At 72.7% G+C, this 23,109-nt stretch carries 25 protein-coding genes and 1 riboswitch; of the genes, 9 read left to right on the top strand and 16 right to left on the bottom strand.

The annotated features are described in order from the left end of the window. Positions 1–4: 4 nt before the first annotated feature. From KJS59_RS07000 to mqnC, 4 genes are all read right to left on the bottom strand, one after another. A complete protein-coding gene (locus KJS59_RS07000; protein ID WP_213451487.1) occupies positions 5–370 on the bottom strand; it encodes an NADH-quinone oxidoreductase subunit A in 366 nt (121 codons plus the stop codon). A gap of 59 nt (positions 371–429) precedes the next feature. Continuing rightward, positions 430–1,701 carry a geranylgeranyl reductase family protein gene (locus tag KJS59_RS06995; protein ID WP_376771137.1) on the bottom strand — a complete coding sequence of 424 codons (1,272 nt, stop codon included), beginning with the start codon at positions 1,699–1,701 and terminating at the stop codon, positions 430–432. Between the two features lie 205 nt (positions 1,702–1,906). Next, on the bottom strand, positions 1,907–2,596 hold the full coding sequence (locus tag KJS59_RS06990; protein ID WP_213451485.1) for a demethylmenaquinone methyltransferase: 690 nt from the start codon (positions 2,594–2,596) through the stop codon (positions 1,907–1,909). Between the two features lie 186 nt (positions 2,597–2,782). Next, a complete protein-coding gene (gene mqnC, locus KJS59_RS06985; RefSeq protein ID WP_213451620.1) occupies positions 2,783–3,973 on the bottom strand; it encodes a cyclic dehypoxanthinyl futalosine synthase in 1,191 nt (396 codons plus the stop codon). A gap of 175 nt (positions 3,974–4,148) precedes the next feature. On the opposite strand from mqnC, the gene KJS59_RS06980 reads away from it, so the two are divergent. Together KJS59_RS06980 and KJS59_RS06975 are read left to right on the top strand one after the other, a co-directional pair. Continuing rightward, positions 4,149–4,766, top strand: a complete 618-nt coding sequence (locus KJS59_RS06980) for a Uma2 family endonuclease (RefSeq protein ID WP_249713949.1) — start codon at positions 4,149–4,151, stop codon at positions 4,764–4,766. A gap of 33 nt (positions 4,767–4,799) precedes the next feature. Further along, a complete protein-coding gene (locus KJS59_RS06975; protein ID WP_213451619.1) occupies positions 4,800–5,750 on the top strand; it encodes an aldo/keto reductase in 951 nt (316 codons plus the stop codon). Here the strand turns inward: KJS59_RS06975 and paaE are convergent. The 5 genes from paaE to paaA all read right to left on the bottom strand — a co-directional run bounded on the left by paaE (position 5,738) and on the right by paaA (position 9,525). Beyond that, positions 5,738–6,829, bottom strand: a complete 1,092-nt coding sequence (paaE, locus tag KJS59_RS06970; RefSeq protein WP_213451483.1) for a 1,2-phenylacetyl-CoA epoxidase subunit PaaE — start codon at positions 6,827–6,829, stop codon at positions 5,738–5,740. The genes KJS59_RS06975 and paaE overlap by 13 nt on opposite strands. Then, positions 6,830–7,300, bottom strand: coding sequence for a 1,2-phenylacetyl-CoA epoxidase subunit PaaD (gene paaD / locus KJS59_RS06965; RefSeq protein WP_213451482.1), 471 nt, complete (start codon positions 7,298–7,300; stop codon positions 6,830–6,832). Positions 7,301–7,317: 17 nt separating this feature from the next. Then, positions 7,318–8,058: a 1,2-phenylacetyl-CoA epoxidase subunit PaaC gene (gene paaC, locus KJS59_RS06960; RefSeq protein WP_249713948.1), complete on the bottom strand. Its 741-nt coding sequence runs from the start codon at positions 8,056–8,058 to the stop codon at positions 7,318–7,320. A 148-nt stretch (positions 8,059–8,206) separates the two neighbouring features. Next, complete coding sequence (gene paaB, locus KJS59_RS06955) at positions 8,207–8,491, bottom strand: 1,2-phenylacetyl-CoA epoxidase subunit PaaB (RefSeq protein WP_213451480.1); 285 nt, start codon at positions 8,489–8,491, stop codon at positions 8,207–8,209. Further along, a complete protein-coding gene (paaA, locus tag KJS59_RS06950) occupies positions 8,488–9,525 on the bottom strand; it encodes a 1,2-phenylacetyl-CoA epoxidase subunit PaaA (protein ID WP_213451479.1) in 1,038 nt (345 codons plus the stop codon). Before paaA ends, paaB begins: the two co-directional genes overlap by 4 nt. 207 nt (positions 9,526–9,732) lie before the next feature. Here paaA and KJS59_RS06945 point away from each other — a divergent pair, with 207 nt between their 5' ends. Next, a complete protein-coding gene (locus KJS59_RS06945; RefSeq protein ID WP_213451478.1) occupies positions 9,733–10,659 on the top strand; it encodes a serine hydrolase in 927 nt (308 codons plus the stop codon). Here the strand turns inward: KJS59_RS06945 and KJS59_RS06940 are convergent. After that, complete coding sequence (locus KJS59_RS06940; protein ID WP_213451477.1) at positions 10,656–11,504, bottom strand: menaquinone biosynthetic enzyme MqnA/MqnD family protein; 849 nt, start codon at positions 11,502–11,504, stop codon at positions 10,656–10,658. The two genes, KJS59_RS06945 and KJS59_RS06940, sit on opposite strands and share 4 nt — an antisense overlap. Positions 11,505–11,799: 295 nt before the next feature. Here KJS59_RS06940 and KJS59_RS06935 point away from each other — a divergent pair, with 295 nt between their 5' ends. From KJS59_RS06935 to KJS59_RS06915, 5 genes are all read left to right on the top strand, one after another. Beyond that, on the top strand, positions 11,800–13,800 hold the full coding sequence (locus KJS59_RS06935) for a HelD family protein (RefSeq protein WP_249713939.1): 2,001 nt from the start codon (positions 11,800–11,802) through the stop codon (positions 13,798–13,800). A 64-nt stretch (positions 13,801–13,864) separates the two neighbouring features. Continuing rightward, on the top strand, positions 13,865–14,542 hold the full coding sequence (locus KJS59_RS06930; RefSeq protein ID WP_249713938.1) for a transporter: 678 nt from the start codon (positions 13,865–13,867) through the stop codon (positions 14,540–14,542). After that, the gene (locus tag KJS59_RS06925; RefSeq protein ID WP_249713937.1) at positions 14,539–14,868 is read left to right on the top strand and encodes a winged helix-turn-helix domain-containing protein; all 330 of its coding nucleotides are present in this window, start codon (positions 14,539–14,541) and stop codon (positions 14,866–14,868) included. Before KJS59_RS06930 ends, KJS59_RS06925 begins: the two co-directional genes overlap by 4 nt. Beyond that, the gene (locus tag KJS59_RS06920; RefSeq protein WP_213451476.1) at positions 14,865–15,764 is read left to right on the top strand and encodes an ABC transporter ATP-binding protein; all 900 of its coding nucleotides are present in this window, start codon (positions 14,865–14,867) and stop codon (positions 15,762–15,764) included. The genes KJS59_RS06925 and KJS59_RS06920 overlap by 4 nt, the downstream gene beginning before the upstream one ends. Positions 15,765–15,774: 10 nt before the next feature. Next, on the top strand, positions 15,775–16,512 hold the full coding sequence (locus tag KJS59_RS06915) for an ABC transporter permease (RefSeq protein ID WP_213451475.1): 738 nt from the start codon (positions 15,775–15,777) through the stop codon (positions 16,510–16,512). 20 nt (positions 16,513–16,532) lie between these two features. Here the strand turns inward: KJS59_RS06915 and KJS59_RS06910 are convergent, their stop codons facing one another. From KJS59_RS06910 to mqnE, 6 genes are all read right to left on the bottom strand, one after another. Next, the gene (locus KJS59_RS06910; RefSeq protein ID WP_213451474.1) at positions 16,533–17,306 is read right to left on the bottom strand and encodes an ABC transporter ATP-binding protein; all 774 of its coding nucleotides are present in this window, start codon (positions 17,304–17,306) and stop codon (positions 16,533–16,535) included. Continuing rightward, on the bottom strand, positions 17,303–18,343 hold the full coding sequence (locus tag KJS59_RS06905; RefSeq protein WP_213451473.1) for a FecCD family ABC transporter permease: 1,041 nt from the start codon (positions 18,341–18,343) through the stop codon (positions 17,303–17,305). The genes KJS59_RS06910 and KJS59_RS06905 overlap by 4 nt, the downstream gene beginning before the upstream one ends. Further along, positions 18,340–19,272 (bottom strand): ABC transporter substrate-binding protein, encoded by a 933-nt coding sequence (locus KJS59_RS06900; RefSeq protein WP_213451472.1) that lies wholly within the window; start codon positions 19,270–19,272, stop codon positions 18,340–18,342. Before KJS59_RS06900 ends, KJS59_RS06905 begins: the two co-directional genes overlap by 4 nt. A gap of 121 nt (positions 19,273–19,393) precedes the next feature. After that, positions 19,394–19,458: riboswitch (cobalamin riboswitch) on the bottom strand. Between the two features lie 170 nt (positions 19,459–19,628). Beyond that, a complete protein-coding gene (locus tag KJS59_RS06895; RefSeq protein ID WP_213451471.1) occupies positions 19,629–19,919 on the bottom strand; it encodes a DUF4229 domain-containing protein in 291 nt (96 codons plus the stop codon). Continuing rightward, positions 19,916–20,332, bottom strand: coding sequence for a hypothetical protein (locus KJS59_RS06890; RefSeq protein WP_213451470.1), 417 nt, complete (start codon positions 20,330–20,332; stop codon positions 19,916–19,918). Before KJS59_RS06890 ends, KJS59_RS06895 begins: the two co-directional genes overlap by 4 nt. A gap of 4 nt (positions 20,333–20,336) precedes the next feature. Next, on the bottom strand, positions 20,337–21,506 hold the full coding sequence (mqnE, locus tag KJS59_RS06885; RefSeq protein ID WP_213451469.1) for an aminofutalosine synthase MqnE: 1,170 nt from the start codon (positions 21,504–21,506) through the stop codon (positions 20,337–20,339). Positions 21,507–21,730: 224 nt separating this feature from the next. Between mqnE and KJS59_RS06880 the strand changes: the two genes are divergently transcribed. Then, on the top strand, positions 21,731–23,109 hold a 1,379-nt coding region (locus tag KJS59_RS06880), incomplete at its 3' end, for a C40 family peptidase (RefSeq protein ID WP_213451468.1).

The following is a 23,109-nucleotide window of genomic DNA, read 5'->3' as shown; positions in this document are numbered from 1 at the left end:
GGCTCTAGTCCCACTCCAGACCACCGCGGCGCCAGACGTAGGCGTACGCGATGAACACGGTTGTGATGAAGAGGATCATCTCCACGAAGCCGAACAGGCCCAGGGCGTCGAAGGTGACCGCCCACGGATAGAGGAAGATGATCTCGATGTCGAAGATGATGAACAGCATCGCCGTCAGGTAGAACTTGATCGGGAAGCGGCCACCGCCGACCGGCTGCGGAGACGGCTCGATGCCGCACTCGTACGCCTCCAGTTTGGCCCGGTTGTAACGCTTGGGCCCGACGATCTGCGACACGCCCACGGAGAACAGCGCGAACGCCGCCGCGAGCGCGAACAGCGCGATGATGGGCACATAAGCCGAGAGCGACATCGTTCTCCCCTGCGGGTCCTTTCCTGGCCTGGCTGGCGGTTCACCTTATGCGGATGGGCTCACACGGCTGGCGCCACCCTGGTCAGCGCGTTGATGATGCGGTCCATGGCGTCCCCGCCGCGCGGGTCGGTCAGGTTCGCCAGCAGCTTGAGCACGAAGCGCATGAGCGTCGGGTGCGGCATGCCGTGCCGGGTCGCGATCCGCATCAGGTGCGGATTGCCGATCACCTTCACGAACACGTTGCCCAGCCGGTAGTAGCCGCCGTAGCGGGCTCGCAACTCGGCCGAGTACTGCCCGAGCGCCCGCTCCCGCCCGGGGCCGGCCGGCCGGGCCAGCGCCTGCACCGCGATCTCCGCCGCCAGTTCGCCGGACTCCATCGCGTACGCGATGCCTTCGCCGTTGAAGGGGTTGACCATACCGCCCGAGTCACCGACGAGCATCAATCCCCTGGTGTAGTGCGGCACCCGGTTGAAGCCCATCGGCAACGCCGCGCCGAGCACCTTGCCCTCGGCGTTCTCCTCGGTGAGGCCCCACTCGGCGGGGGTGCTGGTCAGCCAGTCGGTCAGCATCGTGCGGTAGTTCGTGCGGCCGAAGGCCGCGCTGCTGTTGAGCACGCCCAGGCCCACGTTGACCCGGCCGTCGCCCATCCCGAAGATCCAACCGTACCCGGGCAGCAGGTTGTCGCCGCCCTCCCGGCTGCGCAGCTCCAGCCAGGACTCAAGGTAGTCGTCGTCGTGCCGCGCCGGCGAGGCGTAGTACCGGCGCACGGCCACGCCCATCGGCCGGTCGGTGCGCTTGGCCAGCCCCAGCGCCAGCGGCAGCCGGCCGGAGACGCCGTCCGCGGCGATCACGAGCGGGGCGCGGAACTCGCCCTGGCCGCCCTCGGGCAGCTGGGCGGTCACGCCCTCGACCCGGCCGGCGCCGTCCAGCAGCGGGCCGGTCACGGTGACCCCGGTGCGCAGCTCGGCGCCGACCTTCACCGCCTGCTTGGCCAGCGCGTCGTCCAGGTCCAGCCGGGTGCGGACCAGGCCGTAGCCCGGGAAGCTGGCCAGCTCGGGCCAGTCCAGCTCCAGCCGGACGCCGCCGCCGATAACCCGCAGCCCCCGGTTGCGCAGCCAGCCGACCTCCGGCGAGGTGTCCACGCCCATCCGGATCAGCTGCTTCACCGCGCGCGGGGTCAGCCCGTCGCCGCAGACCTTCTCCCGGGGGAACTCGGTCTTCTCCAGCAGCAGCACCCGCAGCCCGTGCCGGGCCAGGTGGTACGAGGCCGCGGAGCCGCCCGGACCGGCTCCGACGACGATGACATCGGCGTGGCGTTCGTTGTCGGGCACGGTCACCTCCGTCTCCGGCGGGCGCTCGTGAAAGGCTTCACAAGCGGGCTCATGGCCAGTCTAGAGCCGCTTCCCGCACCCCTTACGGGTGAGGGGCCCCTAACCGCTCGCCGGCCACAGGATCTTGGAGTAAGAGTGCCAGAAACAGGCGTTTTGCGGTATTTGATGTGCACCACACAACTCCAAGATCGTCGCTGCGAGGGGCTCAGCGGTAGGCGCGATGGAGGGCCACGACGCCACCGGTGAGGTTGCGCCAGGCCACCTTGCGCCAGCCGGCCGCGGCGATCCGCTCGGCCAGGCGGCGCTGGTCCGGCCAGGCACGGATCGACTCGGCCAGGTACACGTAGGCGTCCGGGTTGCTGGAGACCCGGCGGGCGACCGCCGGCAGCGAGCCCATCAGGTACGTCAGGTACCCGGTCCGGAACGGCTCGGTCGTCGGGTGACTGAACTCGCACACCACCAGCCGTCCGCCGGGCCGGGTGACCCGCGCCAACTCGGCCAGCGCGGCGTCCGGGTCCGAGACGTTGCGCAGCGCGAGCGAAATCGTCACCGCGTCGAAAGCGGCATCGGGGAACGGCAGCCGCAGCGCGTCGCCGGCCAGCAACGGCACCACCGGGCGGACCCGCTTGCCGTGGGCGAGCATGCCGAGCGAGAGGTCGGCGCCCACCGCGTAGGCGCCCGAGCGGGCCAGTTCCTCCGTCGAGACGCCGGTCCCCGCGCCCACGTCGAGCACCCGCTCGCCCGGGCGCAGGTCCAGCGCCTCCCGGGTGGCACGCCGCCACGACCGGTCCCGGCCGAACGAGATCACCGTGTTGGTCAGGTCGTACCGCCGGGCCACGCCGTCGAACATCGCGGCGACCTCGTGCGGCTGCTTGTCCAGCTGAGCCCTGGTCACGAGGGACCACTCTGCCAGCCGACCCCCCGCCCGTGGCAGGGCGGGGGGCGGCCGAGGTGGTAGCCGGCACGCACCGGCGCCGCGCCGGGCCGGTCGTCGTGGTGATCAGCGAGGTACGGCTCGCCGCATGAGATGCGGCGGGCCCACGCACCATGAGTCGCCGGCGGGACCGTCAGGCCGCTCGCCTCAGCTGGCCTGCACCAGCGGCAACGCGCGGCCCGCGCCGCCGCCCGGCAACGCGATCGAGGAGAAGTGCGACACCACCCGCTCGTCCGTCGGGTCGTCCGCGGGCGTCCAGTGCACCTTCAGATGCCGGTAGACGGTGTCCCGCTGCGCCGGCACCCGGCCCGCGCCGCGGATCATGTCCACCAGCTCCAGCAGGTTCGACCGGTGCCGCGCGCCCGCCGAGGAGATGACGTTCTCCTCCAGCATGATTGAGCCGAGGTCGTCCACCCCCATGTGCAGCGCGAGCTGCCCCACGTCCTTGCCGGTGGTCAGCCAGGACGCCTGCAGGTGCGGCACCGTGTCGAAGAACAGCCGGGCCACCGCGATCAACCGCAGGTACTCCAGGCTGGTCGCCTGGGTGCGCCCCTTCAGGTGGTTGTTCTCCGGCTGGTAGGTCCACGGGATGAACGACCGGAACCCGCGGGTCCGATCCTGCACGTCCCGGATCATGCGCATGTGCTCGATCCGCTCCGCGTTCGTCTCGCCGGTGCCCATCATCATCGTCGCCGTGGACTCCACACCGTGCCGGTGCGCGACCTCCATGACCTCCAGCCATCGCTCGCCGGACTCCTTCAGCGGCGCGATCGCCGTCCGCGGCCGCGCCGGCAGCATCTCCGCGCCGGCGCCGGCGATCGAATCCAGCCCCGCCGCCTTGATCCGGACGACCGCCTCCTCGATGGAGACCCCGGACACCTTGGCCATGTGCAGGATCTCGCTCGGCCCGATCGAGTGGATGACCAGGCCCGGGTACGCCGCCTTCACCGCGGCGAACAGCTCCTCGTAGTACCCGACTCCGTACTCCGGGTGGTGCCCGCCCTGGAGCATCACCTGCGTGGCGCCCAACTCCACCGCCTCGCCGCAGCGGCGCAGGATCTCCTCGGTGGAGTGCGTCCAGCCCTCGGCGTGCTTCGGCGCCCGGAAGAACGCGCAGAACTTGCACGCGGTCACGCAGACGTTCGTGTAGTTGATGTTCCGGTCGATGAGGTACGTGACGATGCCCTCCGGGTACCGCCGCCGGCGCACCGCGTCCGCCGCCTCGCCGAGCGCGTGCAACGGCGCCTCCGTGTAGAGCAGCAGCGCCTCCTCCGGCGAAATCCGGCCGCCGTCCGCGCCGCGCTGCAGAATCCCGTCGATCTCCGCGTTCACCGTCACCACCCGAGCGTACGTGCCGGGCCGGGCGACCGTCCCGGTGGTCTTCGGCACTGTGACCTGGATACGCCGGTAACGCCGGGTAAGGAAAAGTCATACAGAGCGATTCGCCTGGCGGGTATGCGCGGGCACGTGCGACCGTGAATAGTGAGCCGCGGGGAGGTGACCGCCCGTGGCGATGCCGATAGAGGTGGAGACGATGTCGCACGTGTGGCCCAAGCCGCCCTTCACCGTTGACACCCTGTTCGAGCTGCCCGACACCGGGCTGCGCTACGAGGTTCTGGAAGGCGCGCTCGTCGTGGTCCCACCGCCGACACCCGAGCACAATCTCGTTCATGACCGGCTGAGATACCTGTTCATCAACCGAATTCCAGCCGACGCCGAGGCCATCACCACCTGCGCCGTGCGGCTGCCGAACGGGGATGGGCCGGTGCCGGATCTGCTGGTGACGACGGCCAACCCGGTCGAGTACCCGAAGGGGGTTCCGGCGGAGCTGACGCACACCGTGGTCGAGGTGGTCTCGCCGTCGAACGCGTCCGACGACCGGACCAAGAAGACAGCCCTCTACGCCCGCGCCGGCATCCCGTGCTACTGGCGGGTCGAGCTGCGGTCGTGGCGGGAGCACTTCGGGCCGGTGCCGGCGGTGGTGGTGCGGCTGCTGGGCGACGACGGCGAGTGGCGCACGACGACGCACCCGGCCGGCGAGCGGCACCTGCTGCCGGTGGCGGTGGACCGGCTGGGAACGATCCTTCCGGTGGAACTGGACCCGGCGGATCTGGTCGGCAAGCGGCGGTGATCCGGGCCGGAATAGGGTCGGATCATGGGTGAGATGACGTATCGACGCCTCGGGCGGTCCGGGCTCGTGGTGTCGGCGGTCGGGCTGGGGTGCAACAACTTCGGGCGGAAGCTGGACCTGGACGGTACGCGGGCGGTGGTGCACGCGGCGCTGGCCGCCGGGATCACGCTGTTCGACACCGCCGACATGTATGGCAGACCGCGCGGAACGTCGGAGGAACTGCTCGGCGCGGCGCTGAAGGGCCGGCGGGACGACGTGGTGCTGGCCACCAAGTTCGGGATGACCATGGAGGGCGACAACGGGCCGGACTGGGGGGCGCGCGGGGCGCGGCGGTACATCGCGCGGGCGGTGGAGGCGTCGCTGCGGCGGCTGGACACCGACTACATCGATCTGTACCAGATGCACGAACCGGACCCGGCCACCCCGATTGAGGAGACGCTGAGCGCGCTGGACGACCTGGTGCGCGCCGGGAAGGTCCGCTACCTGGGTAACTCGAACTTCGCGGCCTGGCAGGTGGCGGAGGCGGACTGGGTGGCCCGGACGAACCGGCTGACCCCGTTCGTCAGCGCGCAGAACGAGTACAGCCTGCTGACCCGGGGCGTGGAGGCCGAATTGGTGCCGGCCTGCGAGCGCTACGGCCTGGGCATCCTGCCGTTCTTCCCGCTGAACAGCGGACTGCTGTCCGGCAAGTACCGGCGGGGCGCGGCGCCCGCACCGGGTTCCCGGCTGTCGCAGGAGCGGTACGCGCAGGTGCTCGCGAACGCGCCGTGGGACACGGTCGAGGCGCTGGAGGCGTACGCCAGCCAGCGCGGCCGCACGCTGCTGGAGGTGGCGATCGGCGGGCTGGCGGCGCGGCCGGCGGTGGCGTCGGTGATCGCCGGCGCGACGACACCCGAGCAGGTGTGGACGAACGCCGGCGCGATCGGCTGGAAGCCGACCGGGGCGGACATGGCGGCCCTGGACGCCGTCCTTCAGGCGTCGTAGTCGACCGTGACGGTGGCCGAGGTGACCGTGGACTGGCAGGTCAGCACGTACCCGCCGGCCAGCTCGTCGGGCTCGAGCGCCCAGTTCGCGGCCATCTCGACCGTCCCCTCGACGACCCTGGCGCGGCAGGTGGAACAGACGCCGCCCCGGCACGCGTAGGGCAGCTCCGGCCGGACCCGCAGGGCCGCGTCCAGCACCCGCTCGTGCCGGCCCATCGCGACCGTGGACGCCCGCCCGTCCAGCAGGATCGTGGCCTGCACGTCGGCGGCGGCACCCGGCTCGGGGTCGGGCGGCGGGGCGGGCGGCGACTCGGCGAAGAACAGTTCGACGTGCACCGACGCACGCGGGACGCCCCGCGCGGCGAGCACCTTCTGCGCGTCCGTGACCATCCCGTACGGGCCGCAGAGGAACCACTCGTCGCGCTCGCCGGCCAACGCGTCCAGCAGCCGGGGCAGCCGCTCGGCGTCCAGCCGGCCGGAGAGCAGTTCGGCCTCGCGGGGCTCGCGGGAGAGCACGTGCACCACCTGGAGCCGCTGCGGGTACCGGTCCTTCAGGTCCGCCAGTTCCTCCGCGAACATCACGCTGCGGGCGTACCGGTTGCCGTAGATCAGCAGGAACGTGCTGGCCGGCTCGGTGGCGAGCGCCGTGGCGATGATCGACAGGACCGGGGTGATCCCGGAGCCGGCGACGATCGCCGCGTAGCGGCGGGCGCGGGTCGGGTCGAGGTCGGTGGTGAAATGGCCGAGCGGCGGCAGCACGTCCACCCGGTCGCCGGCCCGCAGCTTGGCCGCGGCGTGACCGGAGAAGACCCCGCCGGGGACCCGCTTCACCCCGATGCGGACCAGCCCTCGCTCCGCGAGCAGGGCGGGGGGCGAGCAGATCGAGTACGAGCGGCGGGCGTCGCCGAGCCGGACCGTGAGGTGCTGGCCGGCGCGGAACGCGAACGCCTCGCGAAGCTCCTCCGGGACGGCGAACGTGACCGCGACGGCGTCGTCGGTGAGCCGGTCCACGGCGGTGACCGGGAGCGGGTGGAACGCGGGGCGGCGACGCGCCGGCCGCCGGATGCTGACCTCCGGCATCTACAGCGCCTTGACGTGCTCGAACGGCTCGACGCAGGAGCGGCACCGCCACAGCGCCTTGCAGGCGGTCGAGCCGAAGCGGCTCAGCTGTTCGGTCTCGGCCGACCCGCAGCGCGGGCAGCGCACGGTCAGGGCGACCGGTACCGGGCCGCGCGCCCCGGCCGGTCCGGGCGGCGCCATGCCGGCGGCCGCAAGCTTGGCCCGCCCGGCCGGCGTGATCCAGTCGGTGCTCCAGGGCGCTCCGTACCGGGTGGTCACCCGCACCTGCGGGTAGCCGGCGGCGTGCAGGGCCCGCTCAATGTCTGCGCGGATGGCGTCCATGGCGGGGCAGCCGCTGTACGTGGGGGTGATCGTCACGGTGACCCGGCCGCCGTCCTCCGACACCTCGCGCAGGATGCCCAACTCCTCGATGGTCAGCGCCCGGATCTCCGGGTCGACCACCCGCGCGGCCGCCTCCCAGGCACTCCTCATCCTTGTAGCGCGTGCGCTCACCAGGTCGCCCCCGGGTGGGCGCGGTGGACGACCTGCATCTCGGCCAGCAGGTACGACAGGTGCTCGGTGTGCAGGCCCCGCCGGCCGCCCCCGGGGGTCCAGCCGTCCACCGGGCGGGTGAGCGTGGCCTCGTCGAGGACCTTCTCAACCGTGTCGAGCCAGCCGTCCCGCACGGCGGCCGGGTTGACCGCCACGCCCGCCTTGTCCAGCCGCTCCAGCAGGTCGTCCGTGGCGAACAGCTCGTGCGTGTACGGCCAGACCTCGTCCACGGCCGCCCGCATCCGCCGGTGCGACTCGTCGGTGCCGTCGCCGAGCCGGACGGTCCACAGCGCGGCGTGCTCCAGGTGGTACGCGGACTCCTTGCGCGCCTTCGCCGCGATCCCCGCCAGCCGGTCGTCGGCGGAGCCGGCCAGCCACCCGTACAGCGGGTGCTGGTACGCGGCGAGGAACAGCAGCTTCGCCATGGTGACCGCGAAGTCGCCGTTGGGCAGCTCGACCAGCAGGCAGTTGGCGAACTCGCGGTCGGTGCGCAGGTACGCCAGGTCGTCCTCGTCGCGCCCGGCGCCCTCCAGCTCCCCGGCGTAGGTGAGCAGGGCGCGGGCGGCACCCAACTGGTCCAGGGCGATGTTGGTGAGGGCGATGTCCTCTTCCATCTCCGGGGCGCGCGACGACCACTCGGCGAGCCGCTGCGCCGCGATCAGCGCGTCATCACCGAGCCGCAGCAGGTACCCGACCAGGTCGGTGGCTGCGCGGTCGCCGACCCTGCGGCCCGGCGCGCTCCGGGCGCTCCTCGCGCTCACCGTGCCAACCTTTCGTTCGCGACTGCGGTGCTTCCTGCGCGGTCGCCGACCCTGCGGCCCGGCGCGCTCCGGGCGCTCCTCGCGCTCACAGATGGTCGACCCCTTCGGGTACCTCGTAGAAAGTCGGATGCCGGTACACCTTGTCGGCGGCGGGGTCGAAGTAGGCGTCCTTCTCGTCGGGGCTGGACGCGGTGATCTCCGCGGCCGGGACCACCCAGATCGACACGCCCTCCTGCCGGCGGGTGTACACGTCGCGGGCGTGCTGGAGGGCCATCCGCGGGTCCGGGGCGTGCAGGCTGCCGACGTGCCCGTGCGCCAGCCCGCGCCGGGGCCGCACGAACACCTCCCACAGCGGCCACTGCTCGCTCATGCCGCTGCCGCCTTCTTCGCGTCGGCCGCCTTCTTCGCGTGCGCCACCACGGCCTCGCGCACCCAGGCACCGTCGGCCTGGGCGCGCCGCCGGTGCGCCATGCGCCGGCGGTTGCACGGCCCGTCGCCGGCGATCACGCGCATCAGCTCGGCGTAGTCCGGCTGGGTGTAGTCGTAGGCCCCGCGCTCGTCGTTCCAGCGCAGGTCAGGGTCGGGGATGCGCAGGCCGAGGGCGCCGATCTGCTGGGCGCACATGTCCACGAACCGCTGCCGCAACTCGTCGTTGGAGAACCGCTTGATCTTCCAGGCCATCGACTGCGCCGAGTGGGTGGACTCCCCGTCCGGCGGGCCGAACATCGCCAGCGACGGGTACCACCAGCGGTCCACCGCGTCCTGGGCCATCTGGTGCTGGGCCGGGGTGCCGTGCGCCAGCGTGTAGAGGATCTCGTACCCCTGCCGCTGGTGGAACGACTCCTCCTTGCAGATGCGGATCATGGCCCGCGCGTAGGGGCCGTACGAGCACCGGCACAGCGGCACCTGATTGACGATCGCCGCCCCGTCCACCAGCCAGCCGATCGCGCCCATGTCGGCCCAGGTCAGCGTGGGGTAGTTGAAGATCGAGCTGTACTTCTGCCGGCCGGCGAGGAGCAGGTCGACCAGTTCGTCGCGGCCGACCCCGAGGGTTTCCGCCGCCGCGTACAGGTACAGCCCGTGGCCGGCCTCGTCCTGCACCTTCGCCAGCAGGCTCGCCTTGCGCTTCAGCGACGGCGCCCGGGTGATCCAGTTGCCCTCGGGCTGCATGCCGATGATCTCGGAGTGGGCGTGCTGGGCGATCTGCCGGACCAGCGTGCGCCGGTACGCCTCGGGCATCCAGTCCCGCGGCTCGATCTTCTGATCGGCCGCGATGAGCGCGTCGAACCGTTCCCGCCCGGCGCCGCCCGCCTGCGCCCCGCGCTCCGCGGCGGCACGTAGCGCCGCCTCGGCCGCCTCGACCTCGTCGAGCAGGCCGCCACCCTGCGCGTCCACGTCGTACACCCCCCAAGTGTTACAGCCGACTGCATTTGTGACAACAGGTTGTAATAGAAACGTGGTGCTCACCCCCCGCTTCCAGCGCGTTCCCAGGTACTCTCCGTAAACTGCGGAGCGGTTTCGAACCCTACGGCCGGGGTCGGACGTACTCCGTGCCGAGCCCATCGATACGGCGCCGCGCAGCGGCCTATACCCCATGGAGCCTGAACCCCCATGTCGAGCCGGACCCGTCGCGGCTTCCCGACGCTTCAGGTGGCACTGTCGTTCCTGCTCGTCATCGGCGTGGCACTGGTGCTCGTCGGGCTGCGCCTGGCACCCGGCTCCCCGCTCGCCGGGCGCGGCAACCCGGCCTCGGCCGGCACCGCCGGCAGCGGTGCGACGCCGACCCCCACCCCCACGCCCACCCCCACGTTGCCGCCGCTCGCGGTGCATAACGCCCCGGTCAACCTCACCGTCGACGGCTGGTACGCCTGGGCGATGATGGACCAGCGCACCGGCGAGATCTACGGCTCGAAGAACATGGGCTCCACCAGCGGCACCGCGTCCATGATCAAGGCGTGGATCGCCTCGGACTTCCTGCGTCGCAGCGCCGAGCAGGGCGTCACCCCGAGCAAGGCCCGGCTGAACGAGGTCAGCATCATGATCCGGGACAGCGACAACAACGCCGCCCAGGATCTCTGGGAGTACGTCGGCGGCGCACCGTCGATCACCCGGATGGTCAAGACCTGCAAGCTGACCGACAGCAAGGCCCAGAAGAACTCGTGGAGCCAGACCCAGGTCTCCCCGCGCGACACCACCCGCCTGGCGGCGTGCATCGCCGACGGCCGGGCGGCCGGCAAGAAGTGGACGAGCTGGCTGCTCAACGAGATGCGCCAGGTCCGCGGCGTCGGCGACTTCGGCATCCGCAAGGCGTTCCCGGCCGACGAGCAGAAGACCATCGCGATCAAGAACGGCTGGGTGACCCGGAGCGCCACCGGCGAATGGAACGTCAACTGCCTCGCCATTGGCGACGGCTGGACCATGGGCGTGATGAGCCGGTACGAGGCCAGCAAGGGCTACACGTACGGGGCGGACATCTGCAAGAAGGTCGCCAAGCAGCTCCTGAACCCGGACGCCGCCGCAGGCTCCCCGCCGGCCTAGAGCGGGGCGAAGTCGGGGCCGGCGGTCGGCAGCGGCGCGACGGCGCCGAGCCGGGCGGCCCGGGTCGCGAACTCCCGCAGCCCCGCCACCTGCCGCTCGCCGAGCGAGAAGTCCAGCGCCCGGAAGTACGTGGCGAGCGTGGCCGCCGAGAACGGCTCCCAGCGCGCCGCCGACCGCGCCACCTCGTCCAGCTCGGACAGGCACAGGTCCCGGGAGCGCCGGAACGCCTCGTGCACGTCCTTGACCTGCCCCGGCTGCCCCGCGGCGAAGTCCCGACGGACCGCCCAGACCGCGAACACCATGGGCAGCCCCGTCCAGTCCCGCCACGCCTGCCCCAGGTCCGTGACCGACAGGCCGCGCCGCGGCGCCTCGTACAGCGCCCGCAGCGCCACGTCGCCGATCAGCACCCCGGCGTCCGCCTCCAGCAGCATCTGCGTCAGCTCCGGCGGGCAGGTGAAGTACTCGGGCCGCACGCCGTAGCGCTCGGCCAGCAGCATCTGCGCCAGCAGCACCCCGGTCCGGGAGGTGGAGCCGAGGGCCACCCGGGCGCCGTCCAGGTCGGCCGGCTGCCGCGTCGACACCAGGTTCACGCTCAGCACCGGCCCGTCGCTGCCCACCGCCAGGTCCGGCAGCAGGAGCAGTTCGTCCGCGTGCCGCAGGTACTCGACCAGCGAGATCGGGCCGATGTCGAGATCACCGGCGACGAGCGCGGCGTTCAGCCGGTCCGGCGTGTCCTTGTGTAGATCTACGTCGATGAGAGCGCCGGAGCGCATCAACCCCCAGTAGATCGGCAGGCAGTTCAGGAACTGGATGTGCCCGACCCGGGGGCGCCGCGGTGCGCTCATGATCCCCACGGTAACCCCGCGGGTGTGCCCGGGCGTGCGGGGTGCCGTTACCGGTGACGGACCGCACCGCCACGGCACCGTCAGGAGTGGTGGACGTCGGCACGATGGTCGACGCGGACGACGTGGACCCTCCTCGATGCGGTAGACGACGCGGGTGGAGTCGGCATCCGGGTCGGCGTAACCTGGTTGACCGCTTGACGGCCGAGGTGAGGTAGGCACCGCAGCGGACGTCCCACGCGCCAGGAGATCTCCTGGATACGCGAGCGAGCCGACCCAGACCGCCAAGAGGATCACCGTGCCCGCACCCGAAGAACGCCTTGAAGAAGAGCTCGCCGCCGAGCGAGCGCACCTCGACGCCGCCCGCAAGGCCCTGCGCCGGATGCGGGAACGCGCCGAAGGTCTTTTCGCCACCGGTGACCGGGTGGCCGGGGACGCCTACTCGGCCGAGACCCTCGGCCGGACGCTGTCCCGGCGCATCGCCGAGCTGGCGGACAACCCCGACACGCCCCTGTTCTTCGGGCGACTGGATATCGACAGTGACCGGTTCCATATCGGGCGCCGGCACGTCAGCGACGCGACCGGCGAGCCGATGGTGCTCGACTGGCGGGCCCCGCTGTCGCGCAAGTTCTACCAGGCCAGCGCCCGGGAGCCGGAGCGGGTACGGACGCGCCGGCGGTTCGGCTTTGTCCGGGGCGAGCTGACCAGCTTCGAGGACGAACACCTCGACCGCGGCCAGGAACTGGGCACCAGCAGCACCATCCTCACCGCGGAGATCGAGCGGCCCCGCGTCGGGCCGATGCGGGACATCGTGGCCACGATCCAGCCGGAGCAGGACGAGCTGGTCCGGGCGGAGCTGGACCGGTCGATCTGCGTGCAGGGCGCGCCGGGCACCGGCAAGACGGCGGTCGGGCTGCACCGGGCGGCGTACCTGCTGTACCTGCACCGGGAGCGGCTGCGCCGGTCGGGGGTTCTGGTCGTGGGGCCGAACCGGGCGTTCCTGCGGTACATCTCGGCGGTGTTGCCGGCGCTCGGCGAGGTGGAGGTGGCGCAGACCACGGTGGACGAGTTGGTGGCTCGGGTGCCGGTGCGGGCGGCGGACCCGCCGGCCGCCGCCGCGGTCAAGCACGACGCGCGGATGGCGACCGTCGTCGCCAGGGCCGTCCAGGGGTACGGGGGGCAGCCGGCGAACCCGATCGAGGTGCCGGACGGGGCGTACCGGTGGCGGATCGGCGTGGAGCCGCTGCGCCGCCTGGTGGCGGAGGTCCGGGCGGAGGGGCTGCCGTACGCGACCGGGCGGGAGCGGGTGCGGGCGCGGATCGGCGCGCTGTTGCAGCGGCAGGCGGAGGTGCGTTCGGGCGAGTCGCCCGGGGAGCCGTGGCTGCGGCGGATGTGCCGCAGCAAGCCGGTGACCGCGCTGCTGGACGAGGTGTGGCCGCCGCTGACCCCGGAGAACGTGATCTACGGGCTGCTGTCCGACCCGGAGGCGCTGGGCGCCGCCGCCGACGGGCTCCTGACCGCGCATGAGCAGGATCTCGTCCGCTGGGCGAAGCCCGCCCGCAGCCCGAAGGCGACCCGGTGGACCGCCGCCGACCAGGTGCTGCTGGACGAGGCGGCGGGGCTGATCGAGCGGCCGGCGGGGTTCGGCCACGTGGTGGTGGACGAGGCGCAGGACCTGTCGCCGATGCAGTGCCGGGCGCTGGCGCGGCGCTGCGAGCACGGGTCGGTGACGCTGCTCGGCGACCTGGCGCAGGGCACCGCACCGTGGGCGGCGACGAGCTGGGCGGAGACGCTTGGGCACCTGGGCAAGCCGGACGCCGCGGTGGTGCCGCTGACGGTCGGCTTCCGGGTACCGGCGGCCGTGGTCGCCCTGGCCAACCGCCTGCTGCCCGCCCTCGGTACCGATGTGCCGCCGGCCCGCTCGCTGCGCGGCGACGGCGACCTCCGGGTACTGCCGGTGGCCGACCTGGCGTCGGCGGCGGTGGCGGAGGTGCGGGCGGCGCTGGCGTACGACGGCTCGATCGCGGTGGTCTGCGCGGACCCGGACGCCGACCGGCTGCGCTCCGCGCTGGCCGCCGCCGGCATCGAGGCGGGGGACGCGGACGGCGAGACCCGCGTCTCGGTGGTGCCGGCGAGCCTGGTGAAGGGCCTCGAGTACGACCACGTGGTGGCGGTCGAGCCGGCCCGCATCGTGGCGGCCGAGCCGCGCGGGCTGCACCGGCTGTACGTGGTGCTCACCCGCGCCGTCTCCCGGCTGTCGGTGCTGCACGCCGAGCCGCTCCCCGAAGCGATCGGCTAGGCCCGCCCGGGCCGGCCCGGAGCTGGACTGCACGCAAAGAGGTTTGCGATGTAAAGTTCTTCGCATGACGGAGCACTTTGGCGATCGGGACAGCACGCCGCCCGCCGCCGGCCACGACGCGCCACCGGCGGATCTCGCCGAGTCGATGCGGTTGATCGCGGCGGGGCGGGCGGCGGCGGCGCGGCGGCTCCAGCCCGACCCGCGGCTCATCTTCTGGCCGTGGGCGTTCAGCTGGATCATCAGCTTCGGGCTCTACTTCCTGCACTACGGTCCGGGCGGCCGGGTCTTCGTCGACCTGCCCGGGTGGGTGCCCGGCGCCACGCTGGCGGCCACGCTGGTCGGGGCCGGGGTGGTCGCCGGGCTGGCCGGGGCCCGCGCCTACCGCCACGTCTTCGGCAACTCGTCCATCCGCGGCGCCATGTACGGCTGGACCTGGCTGCTGGGGTACCTGGCGATGGGCGTGATCCTCGGCCGGATCACGCCGGACCTGCCGGCACCCGAGGCGGGACTGCTCTGGGCCGCCGCCGCGGTCGGCGTCACCGGCCTGCTGCACGCCGCCGGCGGCGCCATCTGGCTGGACCGGAACCTGTTCGCGCTGGGCGCCTGGATCACCGTCACGAACCTCGCCGGCGTGCTCGCCGGTCCGGGCTGGCACTCGCTGGTCACGGCGGTGGCCGGCGGGGGCGGGCTGCTCGTCGCCGGGCTGCTCGCCTGGCGCCGCTGGCGGGCGGTCACGGCGTGATCCAGGTCCCCGAACTCGACCCGGTCATCCACGCGCAGGCCCGGCTGCGGGTGGTGGCGGCGCTGTCCGCGCTGACCTCCGGCGACCGGATCGCCTTCCCCCGGCTCCAGGAGGTGCTGGGGATGACCGCCGGGAACCTCTCGGTCCACCTGCGCAAGCTCGAGGACGCCGGCTACGTGGAGGTCACCAAGACGCACCACGGCCGCACCCCGGCCACCCTGGTCCAGCTCAGCCAGCGAGGCCGGGGCGCGTTCGAGCAGTACACGGCGGCGGTCCAGGCGCTGCTGAACCCCGCACCGCCCAGCATTCGCGAGGAGCGACGATGAGCGAGATCCTGGCCCGCGCCGAGCGCGTGAGCCGCCGGTACGGCGACGTGCTGGCGTTGAACGACGTGGACCTGACGGTGCGGGCGGGTGAGATCGTCGGCCTGCTGGGGCCGAACGGCGCCGGCAAGTCCACACTGATCAGCCTGCTCGTGGGGCACCGCCGGCCGAGCGCCGGGCGGGTGGAACTGTGCGGCGGCGATCCGCGCGACCCGCGGTACCGGCGGTGGCTCGGCACGACCCCGCAGGAGACGGGGCTGGCGGCCACGCTGCGCGTCGGCGAGGTCGTGGACTACGTGGCCGCGCACTTCGACCGGCCGGTCGGACGCGCCGAGCTACTCGACCGGTTCAGCCTGTCCGACCTGGTCGGGCGGCAGACCGGCGGGCTGTCGGGCGGGCAGAAGCGGCGGCTCGCGGTCGCCCTGGCGTTCGCCGGCCGGCCCCGGATCGTGCTGCTCGACGAGCCCACCACCGGCCTGGACGTCGCGGCCCGGCAGGCGCTGTGGGACGCGATCCGGGTATTCGGCGCCGAGGGCGGCACGGTGCTGCTGTCCAGCCACTACCTGGCGGAGGTCGAGGCGCTCGCCGGGCGGGTCGTGGTGCTCGGCAACGGGCGGGTCCTCGCCGACGACACGGTGCCGGCGATCCGGAGCCTGGTCGGCGTGAGCCGGGTCAGCCTCACCGCCGCCGGCCTGCCCGACCTGCCCGGCGTGGTGGCGACCGAGCAGGACGAGGGCCGCACGCACCTGCTCACCACCGACCCGGACGCGCTGGTCCGGGCGCTGGTGCTGGCGGGCACCCCGTTCGCCGGCCTGGAGATCCGCCCCACCTCCCTTGAGGAGGCGTTCCTGACCATCACCGCCCGCGCCGGCCACCCGGCCGTGGCCGCCGCAGCCTGAGGGAGCACCCGTGTCGCTCGTCCTGACCTCCGCCCGGTACGACCTGCTGGAGACCGTCCGCATCCCGATCGCGCTGGTCGGCAGCGCCTTCTTCCCGGCCGCGTCCATGCTGTTCTTCGTCGTCCCGTTCGCCGGGGACGAGCCGGCCGGGGCCACCTTCGCGACCGCGTCCATGCTCGTGTTCTCGGTCATGGTGAGCAACCTGTTCCGGTACGGCATCGGCGTGTCCGAGGAGCGGGCGCAGCCGTGGGAGCCGTACACCCGCACCCTCCCTGCCGGTCCGCTGCCCCGGTTCGCCGGGCGGCTGCTCTCCGGCCTGGTCATCATGCTGATCTCGCTGGTGCCGGTGGTGCTGATCGCCGCCCTGCTCACCGAGGCCACCATCACGCCGGCCCGGTTCGCGCTCGCGTCCGGCGCGGTGTTCGTCACGGCGCTGCCGTTCGCGCTGATGGGCTTCGCGGTCGGCTACGCGCTGCCGTCGAAAGCCGCCCTGGTCGTCTGCCAGCTCATCTTCTTCCCGCTGGCGTTCGGCGGCGGGCTGATGTCGGCACCCGGCCAGGCGCCCGGCTTCGTGGAGTCGTTGGCGCCGTTCCTGCCCACGCGGGGGGCCGCCGAACTGATGTGGGCCTCGGTCGGCGACTACCCGCCGCACCCGGTCGCGCTGGGCATGCTGGCGGTCTGGACGGTCGCCCTCGGCGCCCTGGCCGTCTGGGCCTACCGCCGCGACGAGGGCCGCCGCTTCTCTTGATTCCCCCGCGTCGCGATCGGTCACCGGGGCCTGACGGGTACCACCAGCGGACCCTGGTCACCGTCGATGACGCGGACCCGCGCCCCGTAGTGGGTGGCCAGCAACTCCTCGGTCAGCACCGTGCGGGGCGGGCCGGACGCGACCACCGCCCCGCCGGCCAGCAGGACGAGGCGGTCCGCGTACTCGCCGGCCACGGAGAGGTCGTGCATGGTGGCCAGCACGGTCAGGCCGGACTCGCCGCGCAGCCGGTCGACCAGTTCCAGAACCTCCTGCTGGTGGCCGATGTCCAGGGCGCTGGTCGGCTCGTCCAGCAGGAGCAGCGGGGCGCCCTGGGCCAGCGCCCGGGCCAGGAAGGCGCGCTGCCGCTCGCCGCCGGAGAGGGTGGCCAGCGGGCGCTCCGCGAAGCCGGTCAGGTCCAGGCGGTCCAGCACCTCCGCGACGGCGCCCAGGTCGCCGGCGGATTCGCGGCCCAGGGCGGGGATGTAGGGCGTGCGGCCGAGCAGCACGTAGTCGATGACCGCCATCCCGGCCGGGACGATCGGGGACTGCACGACGGTGGCGACGGTGCGGGCGTGCTCGCGGCGGCGCAACCGGCCCGCGCCGGTCCCGAAGAGGGAGATGCTGCCGGTGTACGGCACGCGGCCGCCGACGGCGCGCAACAGGGTGGACTTGCCGGCGCCGTTCGGGCCGATGATCGTGACCCACTCGCCGGGCGCCACGGTCAGGTCCACCCCGGCGAGGATCTCCTTGCCGCCCAGTTCCACCCGGAGCCCGCTGATCTCGACGGCGCTCACGCGGCGCCCCGGCGGGTGGTGCGCAGGATGACGACGAAGAACGGCGCGCCGAAGAACGCGGTGACCACGCCGAGCGGGATCTCGGCCGGGGCGGCCACGGTGCGCGCGGCGAGGTCGGTGATGGCCAGGAAGGCGCCGCCGAACAGCATGGACAGCGGCAGGATGGCCCGGTAGCTGGTGCCGGTGAGCAGGCGTACCACGTGCGGCACGATCACGCCGACGAAGGCGATCAGCCCCGATACGGACACCGCGGCGGCGGTGCCCAGCGAGGCGGCGGCCAGCAGCAGGTACCGGGAGCGCTGCGGGTGCAGACCCAGGCTCGCCGCCTCCTCGTCGCCCACGCTGAGCACGTCCAGTTCGCGGCGGTGCAGCAGGACCACGACGGCGGACAGCGCCGCGTACGGCAGGAGCACCAGCACGTCGTGCCAGCCGGCGGTGGCGAGTCGGCCGAGCAGCCAGGAGTACACCTCGCGGATGTTCTCGATGTTGCGCTGGAGCAGGTAGGTCTGGCCGGCGGCGAGGAACGCGGAGACCGCGATGCCGGCGAGGATCAGGGTGCCCGGCGACCGTTCCCGCCCGCCGGTCGCGCCCAGCAGGTAGGTCAGCACGACCGCGATCACGGCGCCGGCGAACGCGGCGACCGGCACCGTCGGGGCCAGCCCCTCGGTACCGCCCGCGTGCCGCAGCGCGACCACGGCGGTGACGCCCAGCCCGGCGCCGGCCGCCACGCCGAGCAGGTGCGGGTCGGCCAGCGGGTTGCGGAACACGCCCTGGTAGCAGCCGCCGGCCAGGGCCAGCATCGCGCCGACCAGCAGCCCCAGCACCACCCGCGGCAGGCGCAGCTCGGTGAGGATCGCCACCTCGCGCTCGGACAGGCCGCTGCGCAGGTGCACCCCGGGCAGCAGGTTGAGCAGCTCGGCGGCGACCCCGGCGGGCGGCAGCGTCACTGGGCCCACGGCGACGCCCGCGACGAGCGCGACGAGCACCGCCGCCACGCCCGCCGCGACCGCCGCCGGGCGCGGGTGCGACCGCCTCACGGCGCCTTGCTGACCGCTTCGGTGATCGACCGGAGCAGGTCCACGACGCGAGGACCCCAGCGGGAGGCGATGTCGTCGTCCAGGGCGATGATCTGGTTCGTCTTGACCGCCGTCATGCCGGACCAGCCCTTGCGGGCGGCCACGGTGGCCGCGGACTGCTGGCAGCACGTCACGTCCGCCAGAAAGATCATCTTCGGGTCCGACTGGATCAGCGACTCGGCGGACAGCTGCGGGTACCCGCCCTTCTTGCCGTCCGGGTCGGCCGGGTCCGCGACGTTCTCCAGGCCGACCATGGCGAACAGCGAGCCGATGAAGGTCTTGCTGGTCACCGTGTACAGGCTGGAGTCCAGCTCGTAGTAGTAGGTGAGCTTCGGCGTGCGCGGCGGCACGCTCTTCACCAGATCGGCGATGCCGGTGCGCATCTGCTCGGTTACCGACTCCGCCTCGGCCGGGTGGCCGGTCAACGCACCCAGGTCGGTGATCTCCTGGTACGTCTCCTCCAGCGTGGTAGCGGCGGGCACCAGGTACACCGGGATCTTCAGCGCGGTGAGCTGGCTGACGATCTTGTCGATGTCGTCGGAGAGCACCACCAGGTCCGGGTCCTTCGCCGCGACGGCCTCGGCGTTCGGCTTGTACCCCGACAGCGTCGTCCTGGGCGCCTCGGTCGGGTAGTTGGACATCTCGTCGACGGCGGTCACCTGGCTGCCGGCACCGATGGCGAACAGCATCTCGGTGGTGGTCGGCGACAGCGACACGATCTTCTCGGGGCGCTTGTCGACGGTGACCGAGCCGACGGTCACCGGGAAGCTGGCGTCCACCGAGGGCATACCGCCGGTGGTGGCGGCACCGGACCCGGGGTCGCCGCCGCAGCCGGCCAGGGCCAGGGCCCCGGCGACGAGCACCGCGAGCAGGGAACGTCTTGTCCGCATAGGAAACCTCCTGTCGGTCGAGGCTGGTGCTTCGCCGACAGGGTCCGCCACGCGATCGCCAGGTGGGCCTGCCCGCGAGGCGCCCTTCCTCGAGAGCGCTGGTCGCGACCGCGGCAGGCGACCTGGCTCGTCCGCCGGGCGGGCCGGGGCATCACAGTTGCGGGACAGCGCCGGATTCACACCGGCTTCGCTGCTGAACGGTCCGGCAGAACGGTATCCCACCCCGGGCCGCCGGATCGGCGTGGGATGCGGTGGCCGGCGGCTGCCGCCAGGCACCGGGCCTGCGCCGTCGTCGTCACGGCGCCGCCCATCGCCCGCTTCGTCCCGGCCGCCACCCGCCCGCGGGTTCCGCGAACCTAGTGTCGCTTCTCGTCCGCCTGATCGTCCTGGTCCGGCCCGGTCGCGTCCTCGCCGGCCAGGGCGGCCCGCAACTTGTTCCGCTGCGACTGCCGGCGCCGCAGCGAGCCCTCCATCCGCGAGGTCAACTCGTCCCGCCAGCGGCCGAGCACGAAGTACGACACCGCCGCCGACAGGAAGATCGCCAGGATCAGCCTCAGCAGGATGTCCATCGGCACCGGCAGCAGCAGCGCGAACACCACCAGGAACACGCCGATGCGCCCGAGCGTGTACTTCAGCGCCGGGTTCATGCCCCGCCTCCCGTCCGGTGCGCCAGCCAGCGCACACCGTGGTACCAGATCAGCCCGTACCCGAGCGCGCTGACCGCCGCCCCGGCGGCGCCGGAGACCAGCGGCGGCGCGCTGACGCCGATTATCCCCGCCGCCAGCAGGCCCGCCGCGACGGCCACCGCCGCGCCCACCAGCGCGACGACGACCCGGATCGGGCCGGGCGGCTCGGCCCGGAACTCCTCCAGATACAGCCACCCGGGCAGGACCAGCGCCAACCACCCGGACGAGTGCCCGAACCGGCCGTTGCCGAGCAGGCTCAGCAGCGCGTCGAACGCCACCGCGATGGCCACGCCGATGACCAGGCCGGCCAGCACCCGGCCGAGCAGTTCGCCGGCGGTCCGGGGGACGGCCCGCTCGGGCCGGGCGGCGGTCACCGGGTCAGGCCCAGACCTGCTGCGGCTCGGCCCGCCGCTGGGCCAGCGGCACCGGCGCGTCGTACTCGCGGACGATCTCGTACCGGGTGTTCCGCTCGACCGGGCGGAAGCCGGCGTCCCCGATCAGGGTCAGCAGGTCCTCGCGGTGCATGGTCTGCGGGGTGCCGTAGGCGTCCGCGTCGTGCGTGATCTTGTACTCGACCACCGAGCCGTCCAGGTCGTCCACCCCGAAGTTGAGCGACAACTGGGCGAGCGAGAGCCCGTGCATGACCCAGAAGCACTTGACGTGGGGCACGTTGTCGAACAGCAGCCGGGAGACCGCGAACGTCTTCAGCGACTCGGCCGGCGACGCCATCGTGGTCTCCGCCTGGATCCGGTTACGGACCTTGCCGTCCGCCGAGTCGTGGAAGTCGTGCTGGTACCGCAGCGGGATGAACACCGTGAAGCCGCCGGTCTCGTCCTGCAGTTCGCGCAGGCGCAGCACGTGGTCCACCCGGTGCCGGTGCTCCTCGATGTGCCCGTAGAGCATCGTGGCCGGGGTGCGCAGCCCCTTGCTGTGCGCCAGGCGGTGGATCCGCGACCAGTCCTCCCAGTGCGTCGCGTGGTCCACGATCTTCTGCCGGACCTCCCAGTCGAAGATCTCCGCGCCGCCGCCGGTCAGCGACTCCAGGCCGGCGTCGATCAGTTCGTCCAGGATCTCGTCGGCCGGCTTGCCGCTGATCTTCTCGAACCACTGGATCTCGGTGGCGGTGAACGCCTTGAGGTTGACGCCCGGCAGCGCCGCCTTCAGTTCGCGCAGCACCCTGGGGTAGTACCGCCACGGCAGGGTCGGGTGCAGGCCGTTGACGATGTGCAACTCGGTGAGCTGCTCGCCCTCCATCTCCTTGGCCTTGCGCACGGCCTCCTCGACGCGCATCGTGTACGCGTCCTTCTCGCCCGGCTTGCGCTGGAAGGAGCAGTAGGCGCAGCTGGCCGAGCAGACGTTGGTCAGGTTCAGGTGCCGGTTGACGTTGAACATCACCCGGTCGCCGTTCAGCTCGGTGCGCCGGTGGTGCGCCAGCCGCCCCAGCCAGGCCAGGTCGTCCGACGCGTACAGCGCCTCCCCGTCCACCCGGGTCAGCCGCTCCCCCGCGTAGACCTTGGCCTCCAGCTCGCGCTTCAGCCCCTCATCCATCGCGTCGCCGCTCCCCTCTACCCGGCACCCACCGGCCAAGGGGAAGCCTACGTCGCCCCTTTGGGCCGACTTGGCGCCGGACGGGGGTGGCCGCCCAGGTCACGTCCGGTCCATCCGTGATCGTCGCTGTCTCACAACTATCTCGCATCCGATAGGCAATCGACTTCCTTGTCCGGTTGGGGTAGACAGGTCTGGGAACGCCGAGGGGCACGGGGAGCTTGATCATGGCGCTGCGCCAGCGGACGAGGGCACTCGGTCCACTGCGATCTGTCGCACCACGACCGGTTGCACACCCGGCCCTGGTCGCCGCCGTTGTCGCCGCGATGCTCTCGCCGCTGCTGCCGGGCACCCCGTCCGCCGCCCTCGCCGCACCCCCCGCGGCGGCGCCGCCCGCCGCACCACCGGACACCGGCGCCCGTCCCGTGCCCGCCGGCACGCTTAACCTGCCCGGCCAGGTCCGGCCGGGCACCGGGGCCACCCTGCCGCCCGGGTCCGATCTGGCGTCCCGGAAGCTCGCCCTGGAGACCGAGGTCGCCCAGCGCGGCGAGGAGCTCAAGGGCGTCGACCAGGAGCGCGACCAGGCACGCACCAACCAGGCCCTCGCCGAGTACCACTGGCAGCAGGCGGAGGCCGCGCTGCACACCGCCGAGGAGGCCGCCGGCACCGCCGCCAGCGAGGCGTTCAAGGATGCCGCCGCGCTACCGCCGGGCTCGCTCGGCCCCCAACTGCGCGGGTACGGCAACCTGACCCGGGCGTTCGGTGGCGGCTCCCGCAACGAGGCGACCGCCCGCGAGGTGGCCCGGGCCCGCAGCGCCGAGCAGTCCGCCCGGCAGGCGCGGGACAGCGCCGCCCAGGCGTACCTGACGCTGGACCAGCGGCACACCCAGCTCTCGGCGATCTTCGCGCAGAAGCAGGTCGACCTGGAGCGGCTGCGCCAGCAGCACGCCGCCGAACTCGCCGCGATCGACCGGGCGAACGAGGCCGCCGAGCAGCAACTCGGCCAGCAGTTCCTGAACGAGTCCATCGACGGGATGCAGGCCAACCCGAAGGCGGTCGCGGCGATGAACTTCGCCAAGCGCCAGCTCGGCGACCCGTATCTCTGGGGTGCCGAGGGCCCCGACCGATACGACTGCTCCGGCCTGATGTGGGCGTCCTACCGCTCGACCGGGTACACCCTGCCCCGGGTCGCGAAGGACCAGTTCTTCGGCACCCGCGACCGCCAAGTCAGCCAGTACAAGCTGCTCGCCGGTGACCTGATCTTCTTCGCGACGAACCCGAGCGACTGGCGCACCATCTACCACGTCGGGATGTACGTGGGCGGCGGGCGCATGATCCAGGCCCCCACCACGGGGGATGTCGTCAAGATCTCCCAGGTGCGCTGGTCCCGGTTCTTCGGCGCCACGCGCGTGTACCCGGCGGTCCCGGCGCCCACGACACCCCCGACCACGACACCCCCGACCACGACACCCCCGAGCACGACACCCCCGAGCACGACACCGCCGGCCACCACACCGCCGAGCACGACACCCCCGACCACCACACCGCCGCCCGCGACGCCACCGACCACCCCGCCGGCCACCCCGCCGCCCCCCACCCAGGACCC

The organism is Rhizomonospora bruguierae (assembly GCF_018397995.1).
Classification (GTDB): domain Bacteria; phylum Actinomycetota; class Actinomycetes; order Mycobacteriales; family Micromonosporaceae; genus Rhizomonospora; species Rhizomonospora bruguierae.
This window is presented reverse-complemented; position numbering and strand designations above follow the sequence as displayed.

Bases quoted from the DNA above. Each gene is read 5' to 3' on its own strand.
- KJS59_RS06940 (WP_213451477.1), bottom strand. From the start codon at position 11,504: ATGAGCGCACCGCGGCGCCCCCGGGTCGGGCACATCCAGTTCCTGAAC.
- KJS59_RS07000 (WP_213451487.1), bottom strand. From the start codon at position 370: ATGTCGCTCTCGGCTTATGTGCCCATCATCGCGCTGTTCGCGCTCGCG.
- KJS59_RS06930 (WP_249713938.1), top strand. From the start codon at position 13,865: ATGACGGAGCACTTTGGCGATCGGGACAGCACGCCGCCCGCCGCCGGC.
- KJS59_RS06895 (WP_213451471.1), bottom strand. From the start codon at position 19,919: ATGAACCCGGCGCTGAAGTACACGCTCGGGCGCATCGGCGTGTTCCTG.
- paaB (WP_213451480.1), bottom strand. From the start codon at position 8,491: ATGAGCGAGCAGTGGCCGCTGTGGGAGGTGTTCGTGCGGCCCCGGCGC.
- KJS59_RS06975 (WP_213451619.1), top strand. From the start codon at position 4,800: ATGACGTATCGACGCCTCGGGCGGTCCGGGCTCGTGGTGTCGGCGGTC.
- KJS59_RS06920 (WP_213451476.1), top strand. From the start codon at position 14,865: ATGAGCGAGATCCTGGCCCGCGCCGAGCGCGTGAGCCGCCGGTACGGC.
- mqnE (WP_213451469.1), bottom strand. From the start codon at position 21,506: ATGGATGAGGGGCTGAAGCGCGAGCTGGAGGCCAAGGTCTACGCGGGG.
- KJS59_RS06980 (WP_249713949.1), top strand. From the start codon at position 4,149: ATGCCGATAGAGGTGGAGACGATGTCGCACGTGTGGCCCAAGCCGCCC.
- KJS59_RS06900 (WP_213451472.1), bottom strand. From the start codon at position 19,272: ATGCGGACAAGACGTTCCCTGCTCGCGGTGCTCGTCGCCGGGGCCCTG.
- KJS59_RS06945 (WP_213451478.1), top strand. From the start codon at position 9,733: ATGTCGAGCCGGACCCGTCGCGGCTTCCCGACGCTTCAGGTGGCACTG.
- paaE (WP_213451483.1), bottom strand. From the start codon at position 6,829: ATGCCGGAGGTCAGCATCCGGCGGCCGGCGCGTCGCCGCCCCGCGTTC.
- paaD (WP_213451482.1), bottom strand. From the start codon at position 7,300: ATGAGGAGTGCCTGGGAGGCGGCCGCGCGGGTGGTCGACCCGGAGATC.